Annotated in this window: 16 protein-coding genes and 2 pseudogenes; 12 read left to right on the top strand and 6 right to left on the bottom strand. The window is 41.7% G+C overall.

Annotated features, from left to right (window positions below):
* Positions 1–233 precede the first annotated feature (233 nt).
* The 7 genes from pyrD (at position 234) to rmf (ending at position 8,819) form a co-directional block, all read left to right on the top strand.
* Entirely contained in the window at positions 234–1,244 is a 1,011-nt protein-coding gene (pyrD, locus tag R7E47_RS20450) for a quinone-dependent dihydroorotate dehydrogenase (protein ID WP_005377443.1), read from the top strand.
* A 168-nt stretch (positions 1,245–1,412) separates the two neighbouring features.
* Positions 1,413–1,955 carry a cell division protein ZapC gene (locus R7E47_RS20445; RefSeq protein ID WP_005377444.1) on the top strand — a complete coding sequence of 181 codons (543 nt, stop codon included), beginning with the start codon at positions 1,413–1,415 and terminating at the stop codon, positions 1,953–1,955.
* Between the two features lie 486 nt (positions 1,956–2,441).
* Positions 2,442–4,562, top strand: coding sequence for a bifunctional 23S rRNA (guanine(2069)-N(7))-methyltransferase RlmK/23S rRNA (guanine(2445)-N(2))-methyltransferase RlmL (gene rlmKL / locus R7E47_RS20440; protein ID WP_053350765.1), 2,121 nt, complete (start codon positions 2,442–2,444; stop codon positions 4,560–4,562).
* 21 nt (positions 4,563–4,583) lie between these two features.
* Positions 4,584–4,826: a glutaredoxin family protein gene (locus R7E47_RS20435; RefSeq protein ID WP_017821808.1), complete on the top strand. Its 243-nt coding sequence runs from the start codon at positions 4,584–4,586 to the stop codon at positions 4,824–4,826.
* A complete protein-coding gene (locus R7E47_RS20430; protein ID WP_137282029.1) occupies positions 4,804–6,723 on the top strand; it encodes an ABC transporter ATP-binding protein in 1,920 nt (639 codons plus the stop codon). Before R7E47_RS20435 ends, R7E47_RS20430 begins: the two co-directional genes overlap by 23 nt.
* Positions 6,724–6,730: 7 nt before the next feature.
* The gene (locus tag R7E47_RS20425) at positions 6,731–8,464 is read left to right on the top strand and encodes a DUF3466 family protein (protein ID WP_025766617.1); all 1,734 of its coding nucleotides are present in this window, start codon (positions 6,731–6,733) and stop codon (positions 8,462–8,464) included.
* A gap of 181 nt (positions 8,465–8,645) precedes the next feature.
* Positions 8,646–8,819, top strand: a complete 174-nt coding sequence (gene rmf, locus R7E47_RS20420; protein ID WP_005377453.1) for a ribosome modulation factor — start codon at positions 8,646–8,648, stop codon at positions 8,817–8,819.
* Between the two features lie 140 nt (positions 8,820–8,959).
* On the opposite strand, the gene fabA is transcribed toward rmf, so the two are convergent.
* Both fabA and R7E47_RS20410 read right to left on the bottom strand, forming a co-directional pair.
* Positions 8,960–9,478: a bifunctional 3-hydroxydecanoyl-ACP dehydratase/trans-2-decenoyl-ACP isomerase gene (fabA, locus tag R7E47_RS20415; RefSeq protein WP_005390081.1), complete on the bottom strand. Its 519-nt coding sequence runs from the start codon at positions 9,476–9,478 to the stop codon at positions 8,960–8,962.
* Positions 9,479–9,548: 70 nt separating this feature from the next.
* A complete protein-coding gene (locus tag R7E47_RS20410; RefSeq protein ID WP_005377458.1) occupies positions 9,549–11,189 on the bottom strand; it encodes a Lon protease family protein in 1,641 nt (546 codons plus the stop codon).
* 210 nt (positions 11,190–11,399) lie between these two features.
* On the opposite strand from R7E47_RS20410, the gene matP reads away from it, so the two are divergent.
* From matP to R7E47_RS20390, 4 genes and pseudogenes are all read left to right on the top strand, one after another.
* Positions 11,400–11,849, top strand: coding sequence for a macrodomain Ter protein MatP (matP, locus tag R7E47_RS20405; RefSeq protein ID WP_258484161.1), 450 nt, complete (start codon positions 11,400–11,402; stop codon positions 11,847–11,849).
* A gap of 15 nt (positions 11,850–11,864) precedes the next feature.
* Positions 11,865–12,176, top strand: coding sequence for a DUF3634 family protein (locus tag R7E47_RS20400; RefSeq protein ID WP_005377468.1), 312 nt, complete (start codon positions 11,865–11,867; stop codon positions 12,174–12,176).
* A gap of 114 nt (positions 12,177–12,290) precedes the next feature.
* On the top strand, positions 12,291–12,614 hold the full coding sequence (locus R7E47_RS20395) for a hypothetical protein (RefSeq protein ID WP_258484160.1): 324 nt from the start codon (positions 12,291–12,293) through the stop codon (positions 12,612–12,614).
* Between the two features lie 373 nt (positions 12,615–12,987).
* Positions 12,988–13,116 (top strand): annotated as a pseudogene (locus R7E47_RS20390) (regulator); the annotation flags it as partial.
* 91 nt (positions 13,117–13,207) lie between these two features.
* Here R7E47_RS20390 and R7E47_RS20385 read toward each other — a convergent pair.
* The 3 genes and pseudogenes from R7E47_RS20385 to R7E47_RS20375 form a co-directional block, all read right to left on the bottom strand.
* Positions 13,208–13,924, bottom strand: a pseudogene (locus tag R7E47_RS20385) (integrase core domain-containing protein); the annotation flags it as partial.
* A 167-nt stretch (positions 13,925–14,091) separates the two neighbouring features.
* Entirely contained in the window at positions 14,092–14,667 is a 576-nt protein-coding gene (locus tag R7E47_RS20380) for a hypothetical protein (RefSeq protein WP_050550050.1), read from the bottom strand.
* Between the two features lie 87 nt (positions 14,668–14,754).
* The gene (locus R7E47_RS20375) at positions 14,755–15,177 is read right to left on the bottom strand and encodes an AHH domain-containing protein (protein ID WP_081107520.1); all 423 of its coding nucleotides are present in this window, start codon (positions 15,175–15,177) and stop codon (positions 14,755–14,757) included.
* An 834-nt stretch (positions 15,178–16,011) separates the two neighbouring features.
* Between R7E47_RS20375 and R7E47_RS20370 the strand changes: the two genes are divergently transcribed.
* The gene (locus R7E47_RS20370) at positions 16,012–16,248 is read left to right on the top strand and encodes a hypothetical protein (RefSeq protein ID WP_318085038.1); all 237 of its coding nucleotides are present in this window, start codon (positions 16,012–16,014) and stop codon (positions 16,246–16,248) included.
* 315 nt (positions 16,249–16,563) lie between these two features.
* Here R7E47_RS20370 and R7E47_RS20365 read toward each other — a convergent pair whose 3' ends face one another.
* Positions 16,564–17,070, bottom strand: a complete 507-nt coding sequence (locus R7E47_RS20365; RefSeq protein ID WP_025630376.1) for a helix-turn-helix domain-containing protein — start codon at positions 17,068–17,070, stop codon at positions 16,564–16,566.
* Between the last annotated feature and the right edge of the window lie 72 nt (positions 17,071–17,142).

The following is a 17,142-nucleotide window of genomic DNA, read 5'->3' as shown; positions in this document are numbered from 1 at the left end:
AATAGTTACATTGTCACATTGAGTTGAAATTAAAACAGAGTGAAATCGATTGCTTTTAAGCGGTTAGTTACGATTTTTATCGCAGAAACTTGATTGTAATTGTTTGTTTTATATTTAAAAATCTTATTAAGATATAGGTTTTTACTTATTACGTTCATTTTCATTGAATTACGATGAAAAACGGTAAATAATATTGTCCCGTTTATACGGGGCTTTTTTCTTTCGGAGGCACAATGCTTTACCGTCTAGCCAGAACTGGCTTTTTCCAACTCGATGCCGAGAAGGCACATGATCTTGCAATCAAGAACTTCCAACGCTTTAACGGCACACCACTTGATCTCTTTTACCGCCAACAGTTACCAACTCGTCCAGTTGAGTGTATGGGTCTAACATTCCGTAACCCTGTTGGTCTTGCGGCTGGTTTAGATAAAAACGGCGAATGTATTGAAGCATTTGATGCCATGGGCTTTGGCTTTGTTGAAGTCGGCACTGTAACGCCACGACCACAACCAGGTAATGATAAACCACGCTTATTCCGTTTAGTGGAAGCAGAAGGGATCATCAACCGCATGGGCTTTAATAACCTAGGCGTTGATAATTTGATCGAGAATGTTAAACGAGCAAAATTCAATTGTGTTCTCGGAATTAATATCGGTAAAAATAAAGATACGCCAATTGAGAAAGGGGCAGAGGACTACCTGATTTGTATGGAAAAAGTGTATGAGTATGCTGGCTATATTGCAGTAAACATCTCATCGCCAAACACTCCAGGTCTTCGTTCACTTCAATATGGTGAAGCGCTTGATGAACTGCTTTCCGAATTAAAAGCGAAACAAGCGGAGTTATCAGAGAAGTACAACAAGTATGTCCCGTTAGCATTAAAGATTGCGCCAGATTTAAGTGACGATGAAATCTGCCAAATCTGCGATTCTTTATTGAAAAACAATATAGATGGTGTGATCGCGACTAACACAACTTTGGATCGCACGATCGTAGAAGGGATGAGACACGCCAATGAGGCAGGTGGCTTGAGTGGTCGCCCTGTGCAATCACGCTCTACGGAGGTCGTACGTAAGCTTCATGAAGAGCTTGGAGACAAACTTCCAATTATCGGTGTTGGTGGTGTAGATTCCTATGTTGCAGCCAAAGAAAAGATCATGGCAGGCGCTAAACTTGTTCAAGTCTACACTGGCTTTATTTACCACGGCCCAGGTCTCGTACGTGATATTGTTAAGAATCTTTAACACATACATCAAAAACTACTGAAAAATCAGTACCTGTTACATAAAAAAGAGGACTTTGTTTCCTCTTTTTTTTTATCCGTTCGTTTGTAGAATTTAAAAATCACGAGTAGGTAATTAAGCGTCTTACCTCTTTACCACTGATTTAACTAGTCAAGAGAGAACGGAATAATGCTTAAACCCAGCGACAAATGGAATTGGTATTTTGACGAGCAAAAAGCTTGCTTAATGCTGGATCTGGGGGAGGAAATGATTTTCCAAACCAATCTATCCCGAAAATTGTTGGTTAACTGTGCCTTCTCAAACAGTGAATTTACCGTTGATGACGCCAGCGCATTTCAAACGTTTAATGAGCGCATTCGCTGTCTCGATATCAGTGAATATCGCCAAGCTGAATTAACACTGTATTGTGTTGCTGCAAAGCGTTTTCATAAACCTGTACAGCCTAAGAGCTGGTTCTTCGATGCACAGTCCTCTGATTATGAACCTCAAGAAGGGGACATGGTCTTCCTCACAAATCAATATTCTGATGGTATGTTCATCGTTCTAGAACCAGGCGAAACATCGAGCTTATGTGCTTATGTTAACCAAGAAGCCTTTGTTCTTGATGGCAATAAGGCGCTTCAATTTGGGCAGCCGATTAAAGTAATGCATGATCGCATGGCTTGTGCAAACCACCTCTTTGCAATGACCCCTATGGCAATGGTGGGTTAAAGCTGTTTAATTTTTCTTTATTTCGTTCCTTTGTTTGCCTTAATCGACCTTACTGGGTCGATTTTTTTTGTCCTTTCCTCTGACACTCCAATCCGAAAGACCATGAAACTGTTTGTTTTCTATGCATGCAAACATGAAGCTGGTCACTTTTATTTTACTTATTTCAATTTGATTACTCCTTTAATTAGGCAACCTAGCGCCTAAAACAACCCTATTTATTCCCCTATAAAGGGCATTTGTAAGTAATTTACATCAACCAATCCAAGCTGGTGTATACCAAAATGCATGTAAATAAGTATTCACTTCTTCTAAAGGAAACAAAATACGTTCATAAATGAAAAACATTCAAACTAAAGATGTTGAAAGTTTTAGATCATTTGAGTGGTGATGATTTGAACTAACGGGTGGGAAAATACCTTTAAAAACGAGGCATTGATCGTAAAGTCAGGTATAATTGAAGCCATTTTTTATCAGCGAAAGAACACTATGAATCAATATCTCGCGGTAACTTCAAATGGCATGGAAAATTTGCTTGTTGAAGAACTGACTAAACTAGGCATTGAAAATGCGAAACCAGTACAGGCAGGCGTAAAATTTAAAGCGACAAACGAACAGGTTTATCGCTGTTGTTTGTGGAGCCGTTTAGCGTCTCGATTTGTACGTGTTTTATCTGAGTTCACGTGTAACAACGACATGGACTTGTATCTATCCACTTCCACTATTAACTGGGTTAACCAATTTCATAGCTCTAAACGCTTTGTTGTGGACTTTAACGGCACAAACCGTGAGATTAGAAATAGCCAATACGGGGCTATGAAGGTCAAAGATGGCATCGTAGATTGCTTTGAGAATAAAGGCTTGCCACGTCCTAATATCAGCAAAGAACGCCCAGATATTCGTATTCACGTTCGTTTGCATAAAGATAAAGCGTTGCTTGGGGTAGACATGGTAGGTAGTGGTCTTCATCAGCGTGGTTATCGACCAGAATCGGGTCGTGCGCCATTACGTGAAACGCTTGCTTCTGCGATTATCATGCGTTGTGGCTGGGATGGGCATCAACCATTACTCGATCCAATGTGTGGTTCTGGTACTTTGCTTATTGAAGCGGCAATGATGGCAGCCAACATGGCACCTGGCGTTAAGCGCAAACAATGGGGCTTCGAAGTTTTGGAAGACTTTGAACCGGAGACCTGGGCTGAGATTAAATCAGAGGCTAATGTTCAAGCTAGACGGGGTGTCAAGAAAGTTGACGCTAAGTTTTTTGGATTCGATAACGACCCCAAAGTATTAAAAGTCGCTCAAGAAAACGCCCGCAGAGCAGGTGTTGAAGAGTTGATTGAGTTTGCGCAAGGTGATGCTGCAACTATTACTCGTCCCGCAGGATTTGAACACGGTGTTATCGTTTCAAACCCACCTTACGGTGAGCGTCTAGGAACTGAGCCGGGGCTGATTGCGCTCTATACCGCATTCGGTGGACAGCTAAAATCTGAGTTTGGCGGATGTAAAGCATCTATCTTCTCTAGCTCAGACGAGCTCTTGAGTTGCCTTCGTATGCGCGCTGATAAACAGTTTAAATTGAACAATGGTGCGTTACCGTGTCACCAAAAGAACTATAGCATTGCCGAGCGCAGCGCTGATGAAGTTAAAGGTGCAGATACTAACGTTCAAATCGCACCAGACTTCTCAAACCGTTTGAAGAAAAACATTGGCAAGATTGGCAAGTGGGCTCGTAAAGAGAAACTAGACTGCTATCGTATCTACGATGCAGACCTTCCAGAATACAACGTAGCGATCGACGTGTACGGCGATCAAATTGTGATTCAAGAGTACGCAGCACCTAAGAACATCCCTGAAGAAAAAGCCAAGCGTCGTCTAACGGACATTATCCGTGCGACGATTCAGGTGACCGGTGTCGAAGCGAACAAAGTTGTACTGAAAGTTCGTGAGAAGCAGAAAGGTCGAAGCCAGTACCAAAAATTAGGTCAGGTATCAGAGACGCTCGAAGTAAACGAGTACGGTGTGAAGCTGATCGTGAACCTTCATGACTACCTAGACACAGGCCTGTTCTTGGATCATAAGATCACTCGTCGTCGTCTTGGTGAAATGGCACAGGGTAAAGATTTCCTTAACTTGTTTGCTTACACTGGTAGTGCAACAGTGCACGCTGCAGTTGGTGGTGCGCGTTCCACTACAACTGTCGATATGTCAAACACCTACTTGAACTGGGCGAAAGACAATATGCAGCTTAATGGCTGTGTAGGGCGCCAACATAAATATGAACAAGCGGACTGTTTGCAATGGCTAGAAAACGCAAAAGGTGAGTACGACTTGATCTTTATTGACCCACCTACGTTCTCTAACTCTAAGCGTATGGAAACATCATTCGATGTACAACGTGACCACATTAAGCTAATGAAGAACCTCAAACGTTTACTGAGAAGTGAAGGCACAATCGTATTTTCAAATAACAAACGTCATTTCAAGATGGATGAAGAATCACTCGCTGAATTGGGTTTGAAGGCTCAGAATATTTCTTCTCAAACGTTACCATTAGATTTTGCGCGTAATAAACAGATTCATAACTGTTGGCTAGTAACACACGCGTAGTACAAACAAAAGGATTAATACGTGCTGATATTGTATAGCACGGAGGGATGCCATCTTTGTGAGATGGCATTTGCTCTAGTAGACCAAGTCGGTTTGGCCGAGCAAACAGATATCATCGATATTGCGTTCGATGATGTACTATTTTCTCGTTACGGCGTCACAATACCCGTATTAAAATATCAAGATTCTGAGTTGAACTGGCCGTTTGACTTAGAACAACTCACACATTGGTTGGATAATAATGGCATTACTTACCATTCATAACGCACAACTTGCATTTGGTGACCACCCATTGCTAGACAAAGCGGAGTTCGCTCTTCAAGAGAACGAACGCGTTTGTTTAGTTGGTCGTAACGGAGCAGGTAAGTCCACGTTAATGAAAGTGCTTGCCGGCGACATTTTGTTGGATGATGGCAAGATTCAAATAACTCAAGACGTAGTAGTTTCTCGGCTTGAACAAGATCCACCGCGCAATCAAGAGGGTACGGTTTACGAATACGTATCTGGCGGTTTGGCTGAAATCGGCGAACAATTGAAGATCTATCACGATCTTCTCGATCTTGTTGCTCAAGACCCAAGTGAGAAGAACATTAACCGTTTGGCGAAAGTTCAAGAGCAGCTTGATCATTCTAATGCTTGGCGCTTTGATGACCGTGTTAACAACGTACTTGGCGCTTTAAAACTAAGCCCAGAAACCAAACTGACCGATCTATCCGGTGGCTGGCAACGTAAAGCTGCTTTAGCTCGTGCTCTGGTTTGTGATCCTGATGTATTGCTTCTTGATGAACCAACAAACCATCTCGATGTGACAACGATCGAATGGTTAGAGAACTTCTTAAAAGACTTCAAAGGCTCGATCATCTTTATTTCTCACGACCGTGCATTCATCAAGTCGATGGCGACACGCATCGTTGACTTAGATCGCGGTCAATTAGCTTCTTTCCCTGGTAATTACGAACAGTATTTGAATGACAAAGAAGAAATGCTTCGCGTCGAAGAAATGCAAAATGCTGAGTTCGATAAGAAACTAGCGCAGGAAGAAGTGTGGATTCGTCAAGGCATTAAAGCACGTCGTACTCGTAATGAAGGCCGTGTTCGAGCCCTTAAAAAACTTCGTGAAGAGCGTCGTGACCGTCGTGAAGTTCAAGGTAAAGTTAACCTAAACATCGATGATGCTTCTCGTTCAGGTAAGATTGTATTTGAAGCAGAAAATGTATCTTTTGCTTACGAAGGCAAGACAATTGTCGACGACTTTAGCTTTAACATCATGCGTGGTGACCGTATTGCACTTATCGGACCAAATGGCTGCGGTAAGAGTACGGTACTTAAATTGCTACTAGGGCAATTGGAAGCGCAGTCTGGTCGTTTACACTGCGGAACAAAATTAGAAGTCGCGTACTTTGATCAGTACCGAGAGATTTTGGATCCAGAAAAGACAGTGATCGATAACTTAGCGGATGGGAAACAAGAAGTAATGGTTGGGGGACGTCAGCGTCATGCGCTGAGTTATCTTCAAGACTTCTTATTTGCACCTAAGCGCGCCAGAACCCCGGTTAAGGCACTTTCTGGTGGTGAGAAAAACCGATTATTGCTAGCCCGTATCTTGTTGAAACCAAACAACTTACTTATTCTTGATGAACCAACTAACGATTTGGATATCGAAACGTTGGAACTTTTAGAAGAAATGCTTGCCAATTATCAGGGTACATTATTGTTAGTGAGTCACGACCGTGAGTTCGTAGACAACACAGTAACAACCAGCTGGATTTTTGAGGGTAACGGTATAATCGAAGAGTTCGTTGGTGGTTATCATGATGCTAAACAGCAGCGTGACCAAGTTCTTGCTTCGCGCAGTCAGGTTGAAAAACCAACAAAGAAAGAGAAAGTGGTTGAGGAAACTCCCAAAACTACGCAACCTAAGAACAATTCGAAGAAGTTATCGTATAAGCTGCAAAGAGAATTAGAGGCTCTACCAGCTAAACTTGAACAATTAGAGTCGGATATCGAGAGCCTTCAGGAGCAAGTGAACGATCCAGAGTTCTTTGCTAAACCTGTAGAGCAAACTCAGCCGGTATTGGAACAGCTTGCTGCATTAGAGCAGGAGTTGGAAATCGCATTCGAGAGATGGGAAGAACTCGAAGCAATGCAACAGGATAGTTAAGAATTCAATGAATTGTAGTAATAAATTCAAATTGACCGCCATTGCAATGATGGTTGGTACCACAATGAACGCACAGGCGGCATTGTATCAAGTTGTTGAGGTTTCACCTCAGGATCATGGTTCAAACGGTGACTACCAAACGGCTTACGGGGTTGCAATTCAACAGGGCAATGCAGGTACAGATCCTTCAACAGGTTCACCTTTCGCTCTAGGCTGCTTTGATGCAGCAGCAAACTGCACGCCAGAGCAGTTTAAACTTGCAATGGAAACTCGCACTACACCGATTTCAGCGACACAAGCCGTGGATGGGAACAGCTATCGTGAAGAAATCCCATTCGGATTAGACGCTGGCTTTTATTACATCCAAGAACTCAAAGACTTTGAGCGTTACTGTTACAACCAGCTTCGCTATTCCACCTGTGACTCATGGGCTTCAGTAAACTGGACGCCGTGGAATAAAGAACGTAGTAAAGACTTTACTTCTAATGCGTTAGCGTTCATAGAAGAAGATTCTGCTGCTTATAAAAATGAATATAACAATGTTATCAACCAGCTTACCGAGGATGGTGCAGCTGTCGGTAATCAGAGTAAAGTTAGCACAGAAAATACTTCTACATTAGAAACACGAAATACCGTAGTTGCACCAGTAGAGCCAAATATTCTTACTGGCGATGGTGACGCAAGTGTTGTGCAAAGCCATGCTTGGAGCACAGACGGCAATTTTACTGTTGGCAGTGTTTCTCGAACAGCAAGCAATACCAATGGATCTCACCACACATCAAAAGCAGCGATTTGGGATCAAAGCGGAACCGTCAGTGAATTGGCTTGGCCAAGTGGCACATCTAAAGATGGAGAAAGGTTAGCTCAAGGGAGCATGCGTGACCTTGTCACTGATGGAACTACGGTCTATGGCGTAGGTTACAACACTTACAGTGATGATAACTACCTGAATGCGACTGTTTTTGTCGGAACTCTAGAAGCCGAAGGTAGCGTTGAAAACGCAACTTGGAAAAACAAAGTTGTTGTAGGAGCTAGACAGCGCGAGGGTGATGATACGGTTCATACAAACTCACGATTAACCGACGTTAACTCTAATTTTGTTGCTATTGGTGAAGCAAAACGTTCGGGCGGATACTTAATGCCAACGGGCTCTGCTCCGAATCGTCTCTTTATCGTAGATGATGTTCGTAAGGATTCTATTAGCGCTTTTTACCCAACTACTGGCATTTTCTTTAGCGGTGCGGGCGGTAAGATGGGCGGTATCAACTCTTACAATGAAATCGTCGGGCAACTTGATGCAGAAACGACTCGTGAAGACGATGGCAAGCCACGTCGTAAGCGCGGTTTTATCTATCCATATAGCCTAGGTGGCGAGACTAGTGAACGTGCTGCAACATTGTTTAATGGAAAAGCTTGGTTCCTAGACAGTTTGACTAATGGCGGTGATTACTCTGAACAAAACAATCAGTTCCGTATTATCGACGCAACTGATATCAATGATGCAGGTGTGATCTCTGGTACAGCTATGAAATGTGCAGGTGGTTATAGCACAACAGCAAACAATGCGACATGTAGCTCTGAAGAGCAAATTGTAGCAGTCAAACTAGTACCTATTGCTGACGCAACTAAGGACGACATCGTATCTCGAAGCATTGACTCAACGACGACAGAGCGTCAAGGTGCAGGCCTTGGTTGGTTAGCTTTGACCATGCTTGGATTGTTTGGGTTCCGTAGAAAATAGTTAAAAATCGTCAGTAATTTTTAAATCAAGCAGATGCTCACACATTTGAGTCTCTGCTTTTTTTATGCCTTGAGAAATTGCCTACTTTGATCGATTCTTATAAGTGGAGTCATAAAAACTCCATCAAAGTTTCACAATAACAGCTGTACGTTAGTAAATGGACCTGTATGAGGAATTAACTATGAAGAGACAAAAGCGTGATCGCCTAGAACGAGCTCAATCTCAAGGCTACAAAGCTGGGTTGAATGGAAGGTCTCAAGAGGCTTGCCCATATCAACAAGTTGATGCTCGGTCGTATTGGTTAGGTGGTTGGCGTGATGCCAGAGATGAAAGACAATCTGGTCTCTACAAATAAACTCTCCACATACAAAAAGAAGGATTCGAAAGGGCTCTACGGAGCCTTTTCTACATTATAGGGACATAGGGAAGTAGGTTAACACTCGACAACAAAAAGGCTCCTAAATAGGAGCCTTAATAAATCGATTAAAATCGTGATTAGAAGCTTGAAGTGTCTTGGAACAAGCCAACTTTCAAATCTTTTGCTACGTAGATTTCTTTGCCGTCCACACATACACGACCGTCGGCCAAACCCATCACAAGTTTACGGTTTACAACGCGTTTCATGTGGATTTCGTACGTCACTTTTTTCGCTGTTGGCAGGATCTGACCTGTAAACTTCACTTCGCCAACACCCAGAGCACGACCTTTTCCTTTGCCACCAACCCAGCCAAGGAAGAAACCAACAAGTTGCCACATCGCATCAAGGCCAAGACAACCCGGCATTACTGGGTCGCCAGGGAAGTGGCAGTCAAAGAACCACAAATCTGGAGTAATATCCAATTCCGCCAAGATCAAACCTTTACCAAAATCGCCTTCAGTCTCAGACATTTTAGTAACACGATCCATCATTAGCATGTTTGGCGCAGGAAGCTGAGGGTAACCAGGCCCAAACAGTTCGCCTTGGCTAGAAGCAAGTAGATCGTCACGGTTATAAGAATCACGTTTGTTTTGCATTATCAATTACTCCAATTTTTGATAGCTGCATCTTAGTGAACACGTGTACGCTAAACAACTCCGATCAGTACTAGACAAACCAGTTTTTGATGCGCTGCACAATTCCTTCTGGATGCTCATGTCTTTCAAAGTTTTCAATACGTTCCGCTATTTTGCCAATAATGCTATCGTCTTCACCTCTAAAAGGTTTATTCATTACAATCGGAATAGCTTCATCTACGGTAGAAACGGACCAAATATGGAACTCACCATTTTTAATGCTTTCTATTACATCTTTATGTAATGCAAGGTGTTTAAGGTTTGATTTTGGCATCACAACACCTTGATTTCCTGTAAAACCTTGATGTTTACAAACCTGATAAAAGCCTTCAATTTTTTCGTTCAAGCCACCGACGGCTTGCACTCGACCAAACTGATCAACAGCTCCTGTAACAGCAACTTGTTGATTAATTGGAGATTCAGATAAAGCACTCACCAAGCAACAAAGTTCTGCAAGAGATGCGCTGTCACCATCAACTTCACTATAAGACTGTTCAAATACGATGGAGGCAGAGTAAGGCAGTGGTTCATCCAGTTTCAGAGCAGAGCTCAAGAAAGCTTGCATAATCATCATGCCTTTTGCATGTAGATTGCCTCCAAGCTCAGCTTTGCGCTCAACATCGGAAACATCGCCATCACCAAAATGAATTACACAAGATATTCGTGCAGGCTCACCATAGCTGACAGGGTGCCCAGCCATATCAATAACGGTTAGGCCATTGATTTGACCAACTTGTTCCCCAGTTGTCTCAATGATGACTTGTCCATCTAAAATATCGTACACGGCACGCTGAGGAAGGTAAGATTCTCGGTAATACTTGTCGTCAATCGCTTTATCTAACGACTTGTAATCTAATGCGTGACCATCACTGAACTGGCTGGCAAGCGTTAGAAGTTGAGAGTGCCACATTACTCCTAAAGGCAGATAATGTTGATCTTCAGTAAATCTCATACCGGCTAGCAACAATCTTCTAAAACCACATTCAGTTAAGTGAGGCAGCTGATATTGAGAACATATCCAGTTCACTAAACCAAAGTAATCTGTCAAATTCTGCTCTGACAGATGAATATCTTCTTCAACTTCCGTATACATGGCAAAGCCAGAACAGAAGTCTTCATCGATGTATTCTAGCTCTGCTAACTGACTTCTTTCTCCTGTTACAATCAGTTTTACATCATAAGCTTTAGCTTGCGGTACTGAAGTAGGTAAACGAGTAGGGCTTAGGTTCAGTGGCTCGATAAGGTTTTGTTGAATTGCAGACTTTATATTTGGCCAAAGCCCTGGGTTAGCCAAAATTAGATTAGCCGGTACAATTAAGTAACCGTTATCTGCCTGTGAAATTAAACCAGGTTGGAAGGCAATATCACCACTTACATCAACACTGTAACGGTCAAATAAACGTTTGGCATCAAGTGATTCCGAAAAAACTATCGCAGCGTTAGACTGGCTCTGAAGAGCTTTACTGATGAACTCTCTATATACAGAATTATCTACGCAGTTAATGAGTAGTACTCGCGTCAATCCGGAAATTTTTGAAAAACGAGATATCGTTGCCGACATTCTCGGTTGGAGATCAGTAAAAGACTTCTTTGGTAACGAAGGTGCAGACTTTAAAAGTGCTTCGTACTGCTCAAGTGAAGGTGTTACGTCTTGCCAATTAAGTTGGTTCATTAAAATTCATCGTAATTCAATCTTGCCGACATTATAACGAAACGGACTATAACACCCTAGCACCAATTTGGTTTGCTCATGGCATTCAATTCTCAATGAACAATACTTAGACAAATGAGTGATCAACATCGATACTTCTAAGAGTTTTATTTGCCCAAGTAAACCATCTGGGTTACGCTGTCACTAGGTTATGTTTATGGGGCGGAATAAATGAAATATCAGCAGCTTGAGAATCTAGAATGTGGGTGGAAATGGAAGTATCTCATCAAAAAATGGAAAGATGGTGAAGCGATTACCCGACATATTGATACAAGCGAAGCAGATGCAGCGGTCGCAGAACTAAAACGCCTTGAATACGAGCCTACACTTGTCTTAGCTTGGATAGAAAACCACATGTCAGAAGAGTTAGATAATAAACTCAAGCAGGCTATCCGAGCGAAACGGAAACGTCACTTCAATGCAGAGCAAGTCCATACAAAGAAGAAATCCATTGATTTAGATTACCGAGTTTGGGAAAAGCTTTCTAGTAGAGCGAATGAACTTGGTTGTACGTTATCTGACGCAATTGAATATTTGCTTTCCGAAGCGTCGAGAAGTGAAAAAGCGAGTCAAAAAGTTACCTCAATTAAAGAGGATTTGAGTAAATTGCTATCTAGCTAGGATAGGGAGTGCCAAATGTTATATGTAATCTTAATTGCAGCCATCGTGATCTTCTGGTTGATCGCAGTCGATAGGCCGGTGTTAAAAGTAAAGTTCGATAATGGCCATATTAGTAACGTAAAAGGGCATCTACCTCCTTCTTTCAAACACAACTTACAGGATATTAGTGAGCATAACCCGTTTACTGGTGAAATGAAGGTGTATAGCCAACGGACAGGAATGCGCTTAAGCTTTTCCAAAGGCATTCCCAAAAAAGTTCAACAGAGGATTCGTAACGTTTTTCCGCATCAGGGCTTCAAAGCAAACAAAGGCAAGAAGCGCGCTTAATTACATATCAGTTACTTCATCATGTTAAATGGGACGCAATGTGGCGTCCCATTTTCGTATCTACAGAAAAATTACTTATCATCGAACAATCAACAACATAAACGGACCAAAACGATGAGATACGTTGTAACTTTAATGGTATTGATCTTTGCAAGTAATTCAGTTTTTGCTGACGATTCAGAAACGAACCTGTTGGCTAAAAAGATTAAGACTAAGCTTCAAAAGAAAGTAGACAATAAGTTTGATGGCTATCAAGGTTATTGTGACGTCATGATAGAAATGGAGCACAAAAGTAAAAACGCAGTAATAAAAAGAGTAACCAGCAGTGGTGACCAAAAAGTGTGTAGGTACGTTAAGTCCAACTTGAAGAAAGGAAAACGCTATCGTTACAAATACCCCGAAAAGCACATTCGCCTCCATATAACCACAGGCTTATAAATGTTTCAGAACGCAACTGAGCTCGTGATTTTTGGCAGATTTCGTTGCGGAGCGATTAGAGCGTTTAGCTGATTTTTGCTGTTGTACGAGGCGAGTATGAAAGGCTTTTTTGTTTGGTAGCGCTTAAGTTAGTAATCGTGATGCCATTGAATGGCAAATTCAGTGAGTTGGCCATCATCACCATACATAGATTGATTCAGGTGCTTACGGAAGAACACGCCAGTAAGTCGAGGACTAAGCGCGCATCAATTTTCAATAAGAGATTTGATTTGCTTCGTAAGCATAACCACAAACCAAACTAGCGATTGCAAGCCCACAGAAACCTCGGTTAAAGCTTCAAAAGAAAATAATGTTGTTAATCTTAGGATGACATTCTGGCCAATTGGTGACAGCTCAACAAATTTTGACAGGAATTGCTTTGTTAGAGATTGGAGCATTAACAGACTTAGAAGCCGCGGGGCAAGTATTAAAATATGCTAGAGCACTAAAGAAAATGATGTAAAAAGGCTCCGCAAGGAGCCTGATAATCTTAAAGTGTACTAATTGAGACCTGATCTGACACTTACCCACTTTTCGACTCGGTGCCTGTCAGATTATATCTGGGCTAGATTCTTTTCAGCCCAGATTGATTTCCCATCCTCTAATGTCTCTATTGGCGTTCTGCCACAGCATATTTTTCCTTGATGAGTACGATGATATTGTAGTAGTCCATCCATTCGTCCAGATCTTTCTGTAATTCTTCCATTGAGCCATACAGTTTCTTTCTGAACGTCACTTGGTAGAACTCATTCAATATGGTCTTGTGGAAGCGTTCGAAGATACCATTTGTCTGTGGTGACATCGCTTTAGTTTTAGTGTGGTCGATATCATTAATGGCCAGATAGAGCTGGTAATCACGTTGTTCAACACGACCACAGTATTCAGTGCCTCGGCCAGTCAATATTCGCAGCATTGGTAGCTCATGCGCCTCGAAGAACGGTAAAACCTTATCATTCAACATATCTGCAGCGGTGATTGGTGTTTTTGTCTCGTAGAGTTTAGCGAAGGTGATTTTGCTGTAGGTATCAACGAACGTCTGCTGGTAGATGCGTCCAACACCTTTAAGGTTGCCAACATAAAACGTGTCTTGAGAGCCGTGGTAGCCTGGATGCGCTGTTTCTATCTCACCGCAAGCCTCGTCATCATGCTTCTTGCGTTCAAGGGCTGCAACTTGCTCTTCCGTTAGAATGATACCGTTCTCAGCGACCTGTGTTTCTAACGCAATAAGGCGCTTTTTGAAGCTTTCTAGGTCCATTACGAAGCCAGATTGAGAAGGCCAGCTTTGTGTTTGATGATTGGATTGTTAGTATGAAGCATGAGAGTTACCTCTTATTGTCCTTGATTAGTGATTAAGCACCTTTAATCAAAGTGGGTAACTCTCTTCTTTTCAAATTGGAGTCTCAGATCTAGTCTGAACTAATACAAAAATTCTGATGAATCAATCTTCAAATACATCGAGTAGATTTGTATCGAACGAAAGCCCCTTTAAATTGTGCTCTTCACATAACGATATGAGTTTGTCATCACAATAAATTGACGTACAACCTTCATCTTTTGATTTAAAGACATATTTATTTGAAAGATCGCTTTCTATAAATGCCAGTTTCTCTAATAATCCTTGTTCTCCGTCAATGTCTTCAAATTTGATTTTCTGCTTGTCTTCTTCTCCAAAGGACATCACGTTGAACACGGTAAAACTTTCATCATCGATTGTAATCGGTAAGAACTCACCGTCAGAATCAATTACATCTCGTACTACCTGATATGCATTTTCTCTCAAGACAAGAAATGTTCTCCATTTAGATATGTCTGGGATTGCTTCAGCAAATTTAAAGTGTTGAGTAAATGTTGCATATTCATTTACCCAAACATCTCTCAAGCTGGTTGAATCAACAGGGGCTCTTCGAAGTCGTCTTAACAACTTAAAGTCATCTGAATCGAGAGCTCGCTTATAAGGGTCATGCTCTAAGACCTTAAATTCTCGAGGTTTACTTTTTAATTTGTATACAGTCATACAGTAGGTTTCCAGTTAGCATCTTTCTTCTCAAGAATTTTCTCAGGATGAGAACTATCTTGTATTTGCTTTCTTGTATTTGCTTTTTCAGCAGTTAAGCAGTGTGGACTTAAATACATTTTCACTATGCCTAATTCTTCCAAGCGTGCCAATCCAGTTCTGATAATTTGTACCATGTATTCGTGAATGAGGTGGAGCTTTTGGAGTAGTGTAGTGATCTTTATAAGCACTGGATCTAGGTAACCAAACACCATTAATTGCATCATTAATACCTATACCAAATTCGAACATTTGTAATTTTGCATCAATCATCGCAGTTACCTTACCGTTTCCCATCACAATCTGATGTGCTGCGTGATTTGGGCTAGGTTGAGGTTCTGCTACGGCATAAAGTATGCGAGACAAGTGCCGGTAGCTTATTCCAAGAATGGATGTGGCTTCTCGGCACTTTAACTTATTGTTTAACACATCTTGGATAATGGAGAAACGGTGCAATTCATGGTAGTTCATCGTAACTAACTTCCTAAATACCTCCAAGCAAACATAGGACAGATTCACTTGGAAATACTAGGACATTATCGCTTTGGGCTTACACTATTAGTGCGCATTATGGTTATGAATTATGTTGAGGGTTTGCTGAAAGCCTTGAGTGAACAAAGGGTGGGCGGCGCGACTTGGCTCACCCGAACTTGTTCGTGGTGCTTAGGAGAGAGAATCGCTTTGAAGTGATAGCCCGTAATATAATTCGCATAATACGCGGCATAATACGTGTTAAGCCTTCGTTGACTTGGAATGTAAGTTTACTTACACTGATCTTGTTTGGTCCTCTATGGTCCAAATTAACCACTGAAGCGAGGCTTTCGCCCCAGTGGTGTTTTAAGTGTAAGGGATATGCCCCTCACGCTGCTTTTAGTTCAAAGGGTAATTATTGATTACTTCCAAAAGAGCCGTCATAAAGCTCAGGAAAGCAATCAGAAGTTTAAGCCACATATGGCTCCTCCTTATGCACTGAAAGGTTATAGTTTCTTCTGTCGCTAGATTTCTCAGGTCAATTCGACAGAAATATATTTAAAAATGCCGCTTAACTGCGGCTTTTTTCGTTCTTGTTTTTTAAGAACTTTGCTGATAATTACATGCTTTTTAAGTCTTTGCAAACTTGAGCACATCGGTGATCTATTGGTCTCAGACCAAAACCTTCATTCAGTGATCATACAGAGTAAATTCGCGTGGCAATTTGCCGTTACCTATAAGGTGTCTGCGCATAATGCGAGCTATTCCTCTTGTTTTATATTCAATTGCCCCCATATAGGTTATGGCATTTCATTATTAATAGAGGAAAATCAGATGTCTACTTCTTCGAAAGATATAACCTTTAGACCTACATTAGATCAGTATGTTGCTTATGCGGAGCAACCTGACGTCCAGCGCATGTTTGCTGTAGCTGCCGCTTTAGAATTAATTAAAGCTGATGTATCTACTGCTCGTGAACGAAATACTACTTCTTTAGAGCGACACGTAAGTAATTTGTCAGAATACGCGGACACAATTCAAGCAGCGTTAAATGTAAAAAGTTCATCATAATAAGCTCGATTTTCACTGCTATAAGCTTGCTTGTAGAGTGAAAATGAGTAGCCAAGCGCTCGCCTTAATCAAGCGTTCGCTTAAGTCAATCGCGCGGCAGCTTCGGCTGCCTTTTTTGTATCTGTCAGTTAGCTCGGCCTGTAACGAATGCCGACGAGCGGAGACTGAGCGAGGAGAAATGAGGAGCAGGTCAGAGCAAGACATTTGCGAATGGAAGGGGCCCCGTTTCGTCGGGGAAGGAGCCATTCGAAAATGGCTCCATCGTGACCAAGGTACACTATCTTTAATAGTGTACTCTTGTTTCATTTTGAAACTTTACTCGGATAATGTTCGCTTCCAAACTTCTAAACAACGTTGCTCTTCTTGCTCGTTGTTGAACGAAATCGAACCGCTCTCATATAGTGCTAACATGTCACGCGCTTGACTCTTGTCTCGTTCTTTAAATGAAAACAAAGGGCGGTTAGACTGCTCAGCTAAGCTGTTGATAAACCCTTGTTTATCATCAACATAATCATACATTGTCATGATTACTTCGGTCTCTGAAATCCCTTTCATACATGGACCAACAAGCTTCATAAACTCAAAAGGATCAAGTTGAGTCATTTGATCCTTTTTACCTTGGCAAATCTCACGTTCTGTAAGCTTTAGAGCTTTGGCTAACTTAGCCACTTGAGTTGCTTTAGGCTCGGTTATCCCACGTTCCCACTTGCTGACTGTCTGTACAGTTACATCCATCTGCTCAGCTAAATCTTCCTGCTTGATGACCAGTTCAATTCTACGTTCCTTTAGTACTTCACCAATACTCATGTTTACGTTATCCATATCAAAACCCTACATTAGTTTAAGTTTACACCCACTTTAGTGTTGCTTATTAGTAACACATACTTTAGTGTA

This window comes from Vibrio sp. Vb1026 (assembly GCF_033338745.1).
Lineage (GTDB): Bacteria > Pseudomonadota > Gammaproteobacteria > Enterobacterales > Vibrionaceae > Vibrio > Vibrio alginolyticus.
This window is presented reverse-complemented; position numbering and strand designations above follow the sequence as displayed.

What these genes read in the sequence shown, in the direction of transcription:
- pyrD (WP_005377443.1), top strand. Translation starts at nt 234, where the DNA reads ATGCTTTACCGTCTAGCCAGAACTGGCTTTTTCCAACTCGATGCCGAG.
- R7E47_RS20445 (WP_005377444.1), top strand. Translation starts at nt 1,413, where the DNA reads ATGCTTAAACCCAGCGACAAATGGAATTGGTATTTTGACGAGCAAAAA.
- rlmKL (WP_053350765.1), top strand. Translation starts at nt 2,442, where the DNA reads ATGAATCAATATCTCGCGGTAACTTCAAATGGCATGGAAAATTTGCTT.
- R7E47_RS20430 (WP_137282029.1), top strand. Translation starts at nt 4,804, where the DNA reads ATGGCATTACTTACCATTCATAACGCACAACTTGCATTTGGTGACCAC.
- R7E47_RS20425 (WP_025766617.1), top strand. Translation starts at nt 6,731, where the DNA reads ATGAATTGTAGTAATAAATTCAAATTGACCGCCATTGCAATGATGGTT.
- rmf (WP_005377453.1), top strand. Translation starts at nt 8,646, where the DNA reads ATGAAGAGACAAAAGCGTGATCGCCTAGAACGAGCTCAATCTCAAGGC.
- fabA (WP_005390081.1), bottom strand. Translation starts at nt 9,478, where the DNA reads ATGCAAAACAAACGTGATTCTTATAACCGTGACGATCTACTTGCTTCT.
- R7E47_RS20410 (WP_005377458.1), bottom strand. Translation starts at nt 11,189, where the DNA reads ATGAACCAACTTAATTGGCAAGACGTAACACCTTCACTTGAGCAGTAC.
- matP (WP_258484161.1), top strand. Translation starts at nt 11,400, where the DNA reads ATGAAATATCAGCAGCTTGAGAATCTAGAATGTGGGTGGAAATGGAAG.
- R7E47_RS20400 (WP_005377468.1), top strand. Translation starts at nt 11,865, where the DNA reads ATGTTATATGTAATCTTAATTGCAGCCATCGTGATCTTCTGGTTGATC.
- R7E47_RS20395 (WP_258484160.1), top strand. Translation starts at nt 12,291, where the DNA reads ATGAGATACGTTGTAACTTTAATGGTATTGATCTTTGCAAGTAATTCA.
- R7E47_RS20380 (WP_050550050.1), bottom strand. Translation starts at nt 14,667, where the DNA reads ATGACTGTATACAAATTAAAAAGTAAACCTCGAGAATTTAAGGTCTTA.
- R7E47_RS20375 (WP_081107520.1), bottom strand. Translation starts at nt 15,177, where the DNA reads ATGAACTACCATGAATTGCACCGTTTCTCCATTATCCAAGATGTGTTA.
- R7E47_RS20370 (WP_318085038.1), top strand. Translation starts at nt 16,012, where the DNA reads ATGTCTACTTCTTCGAAAGATATAACCTTTAGACCTACATTAGATCAG.
- R7E47_RS20365 (WP_025630376.1), bottom strand. Translation starts at nt 17,070, where the DNA reads ATGGATAACGTAAACATGAGTATTGGTGAAGTACTAAAGGAACGTAGA.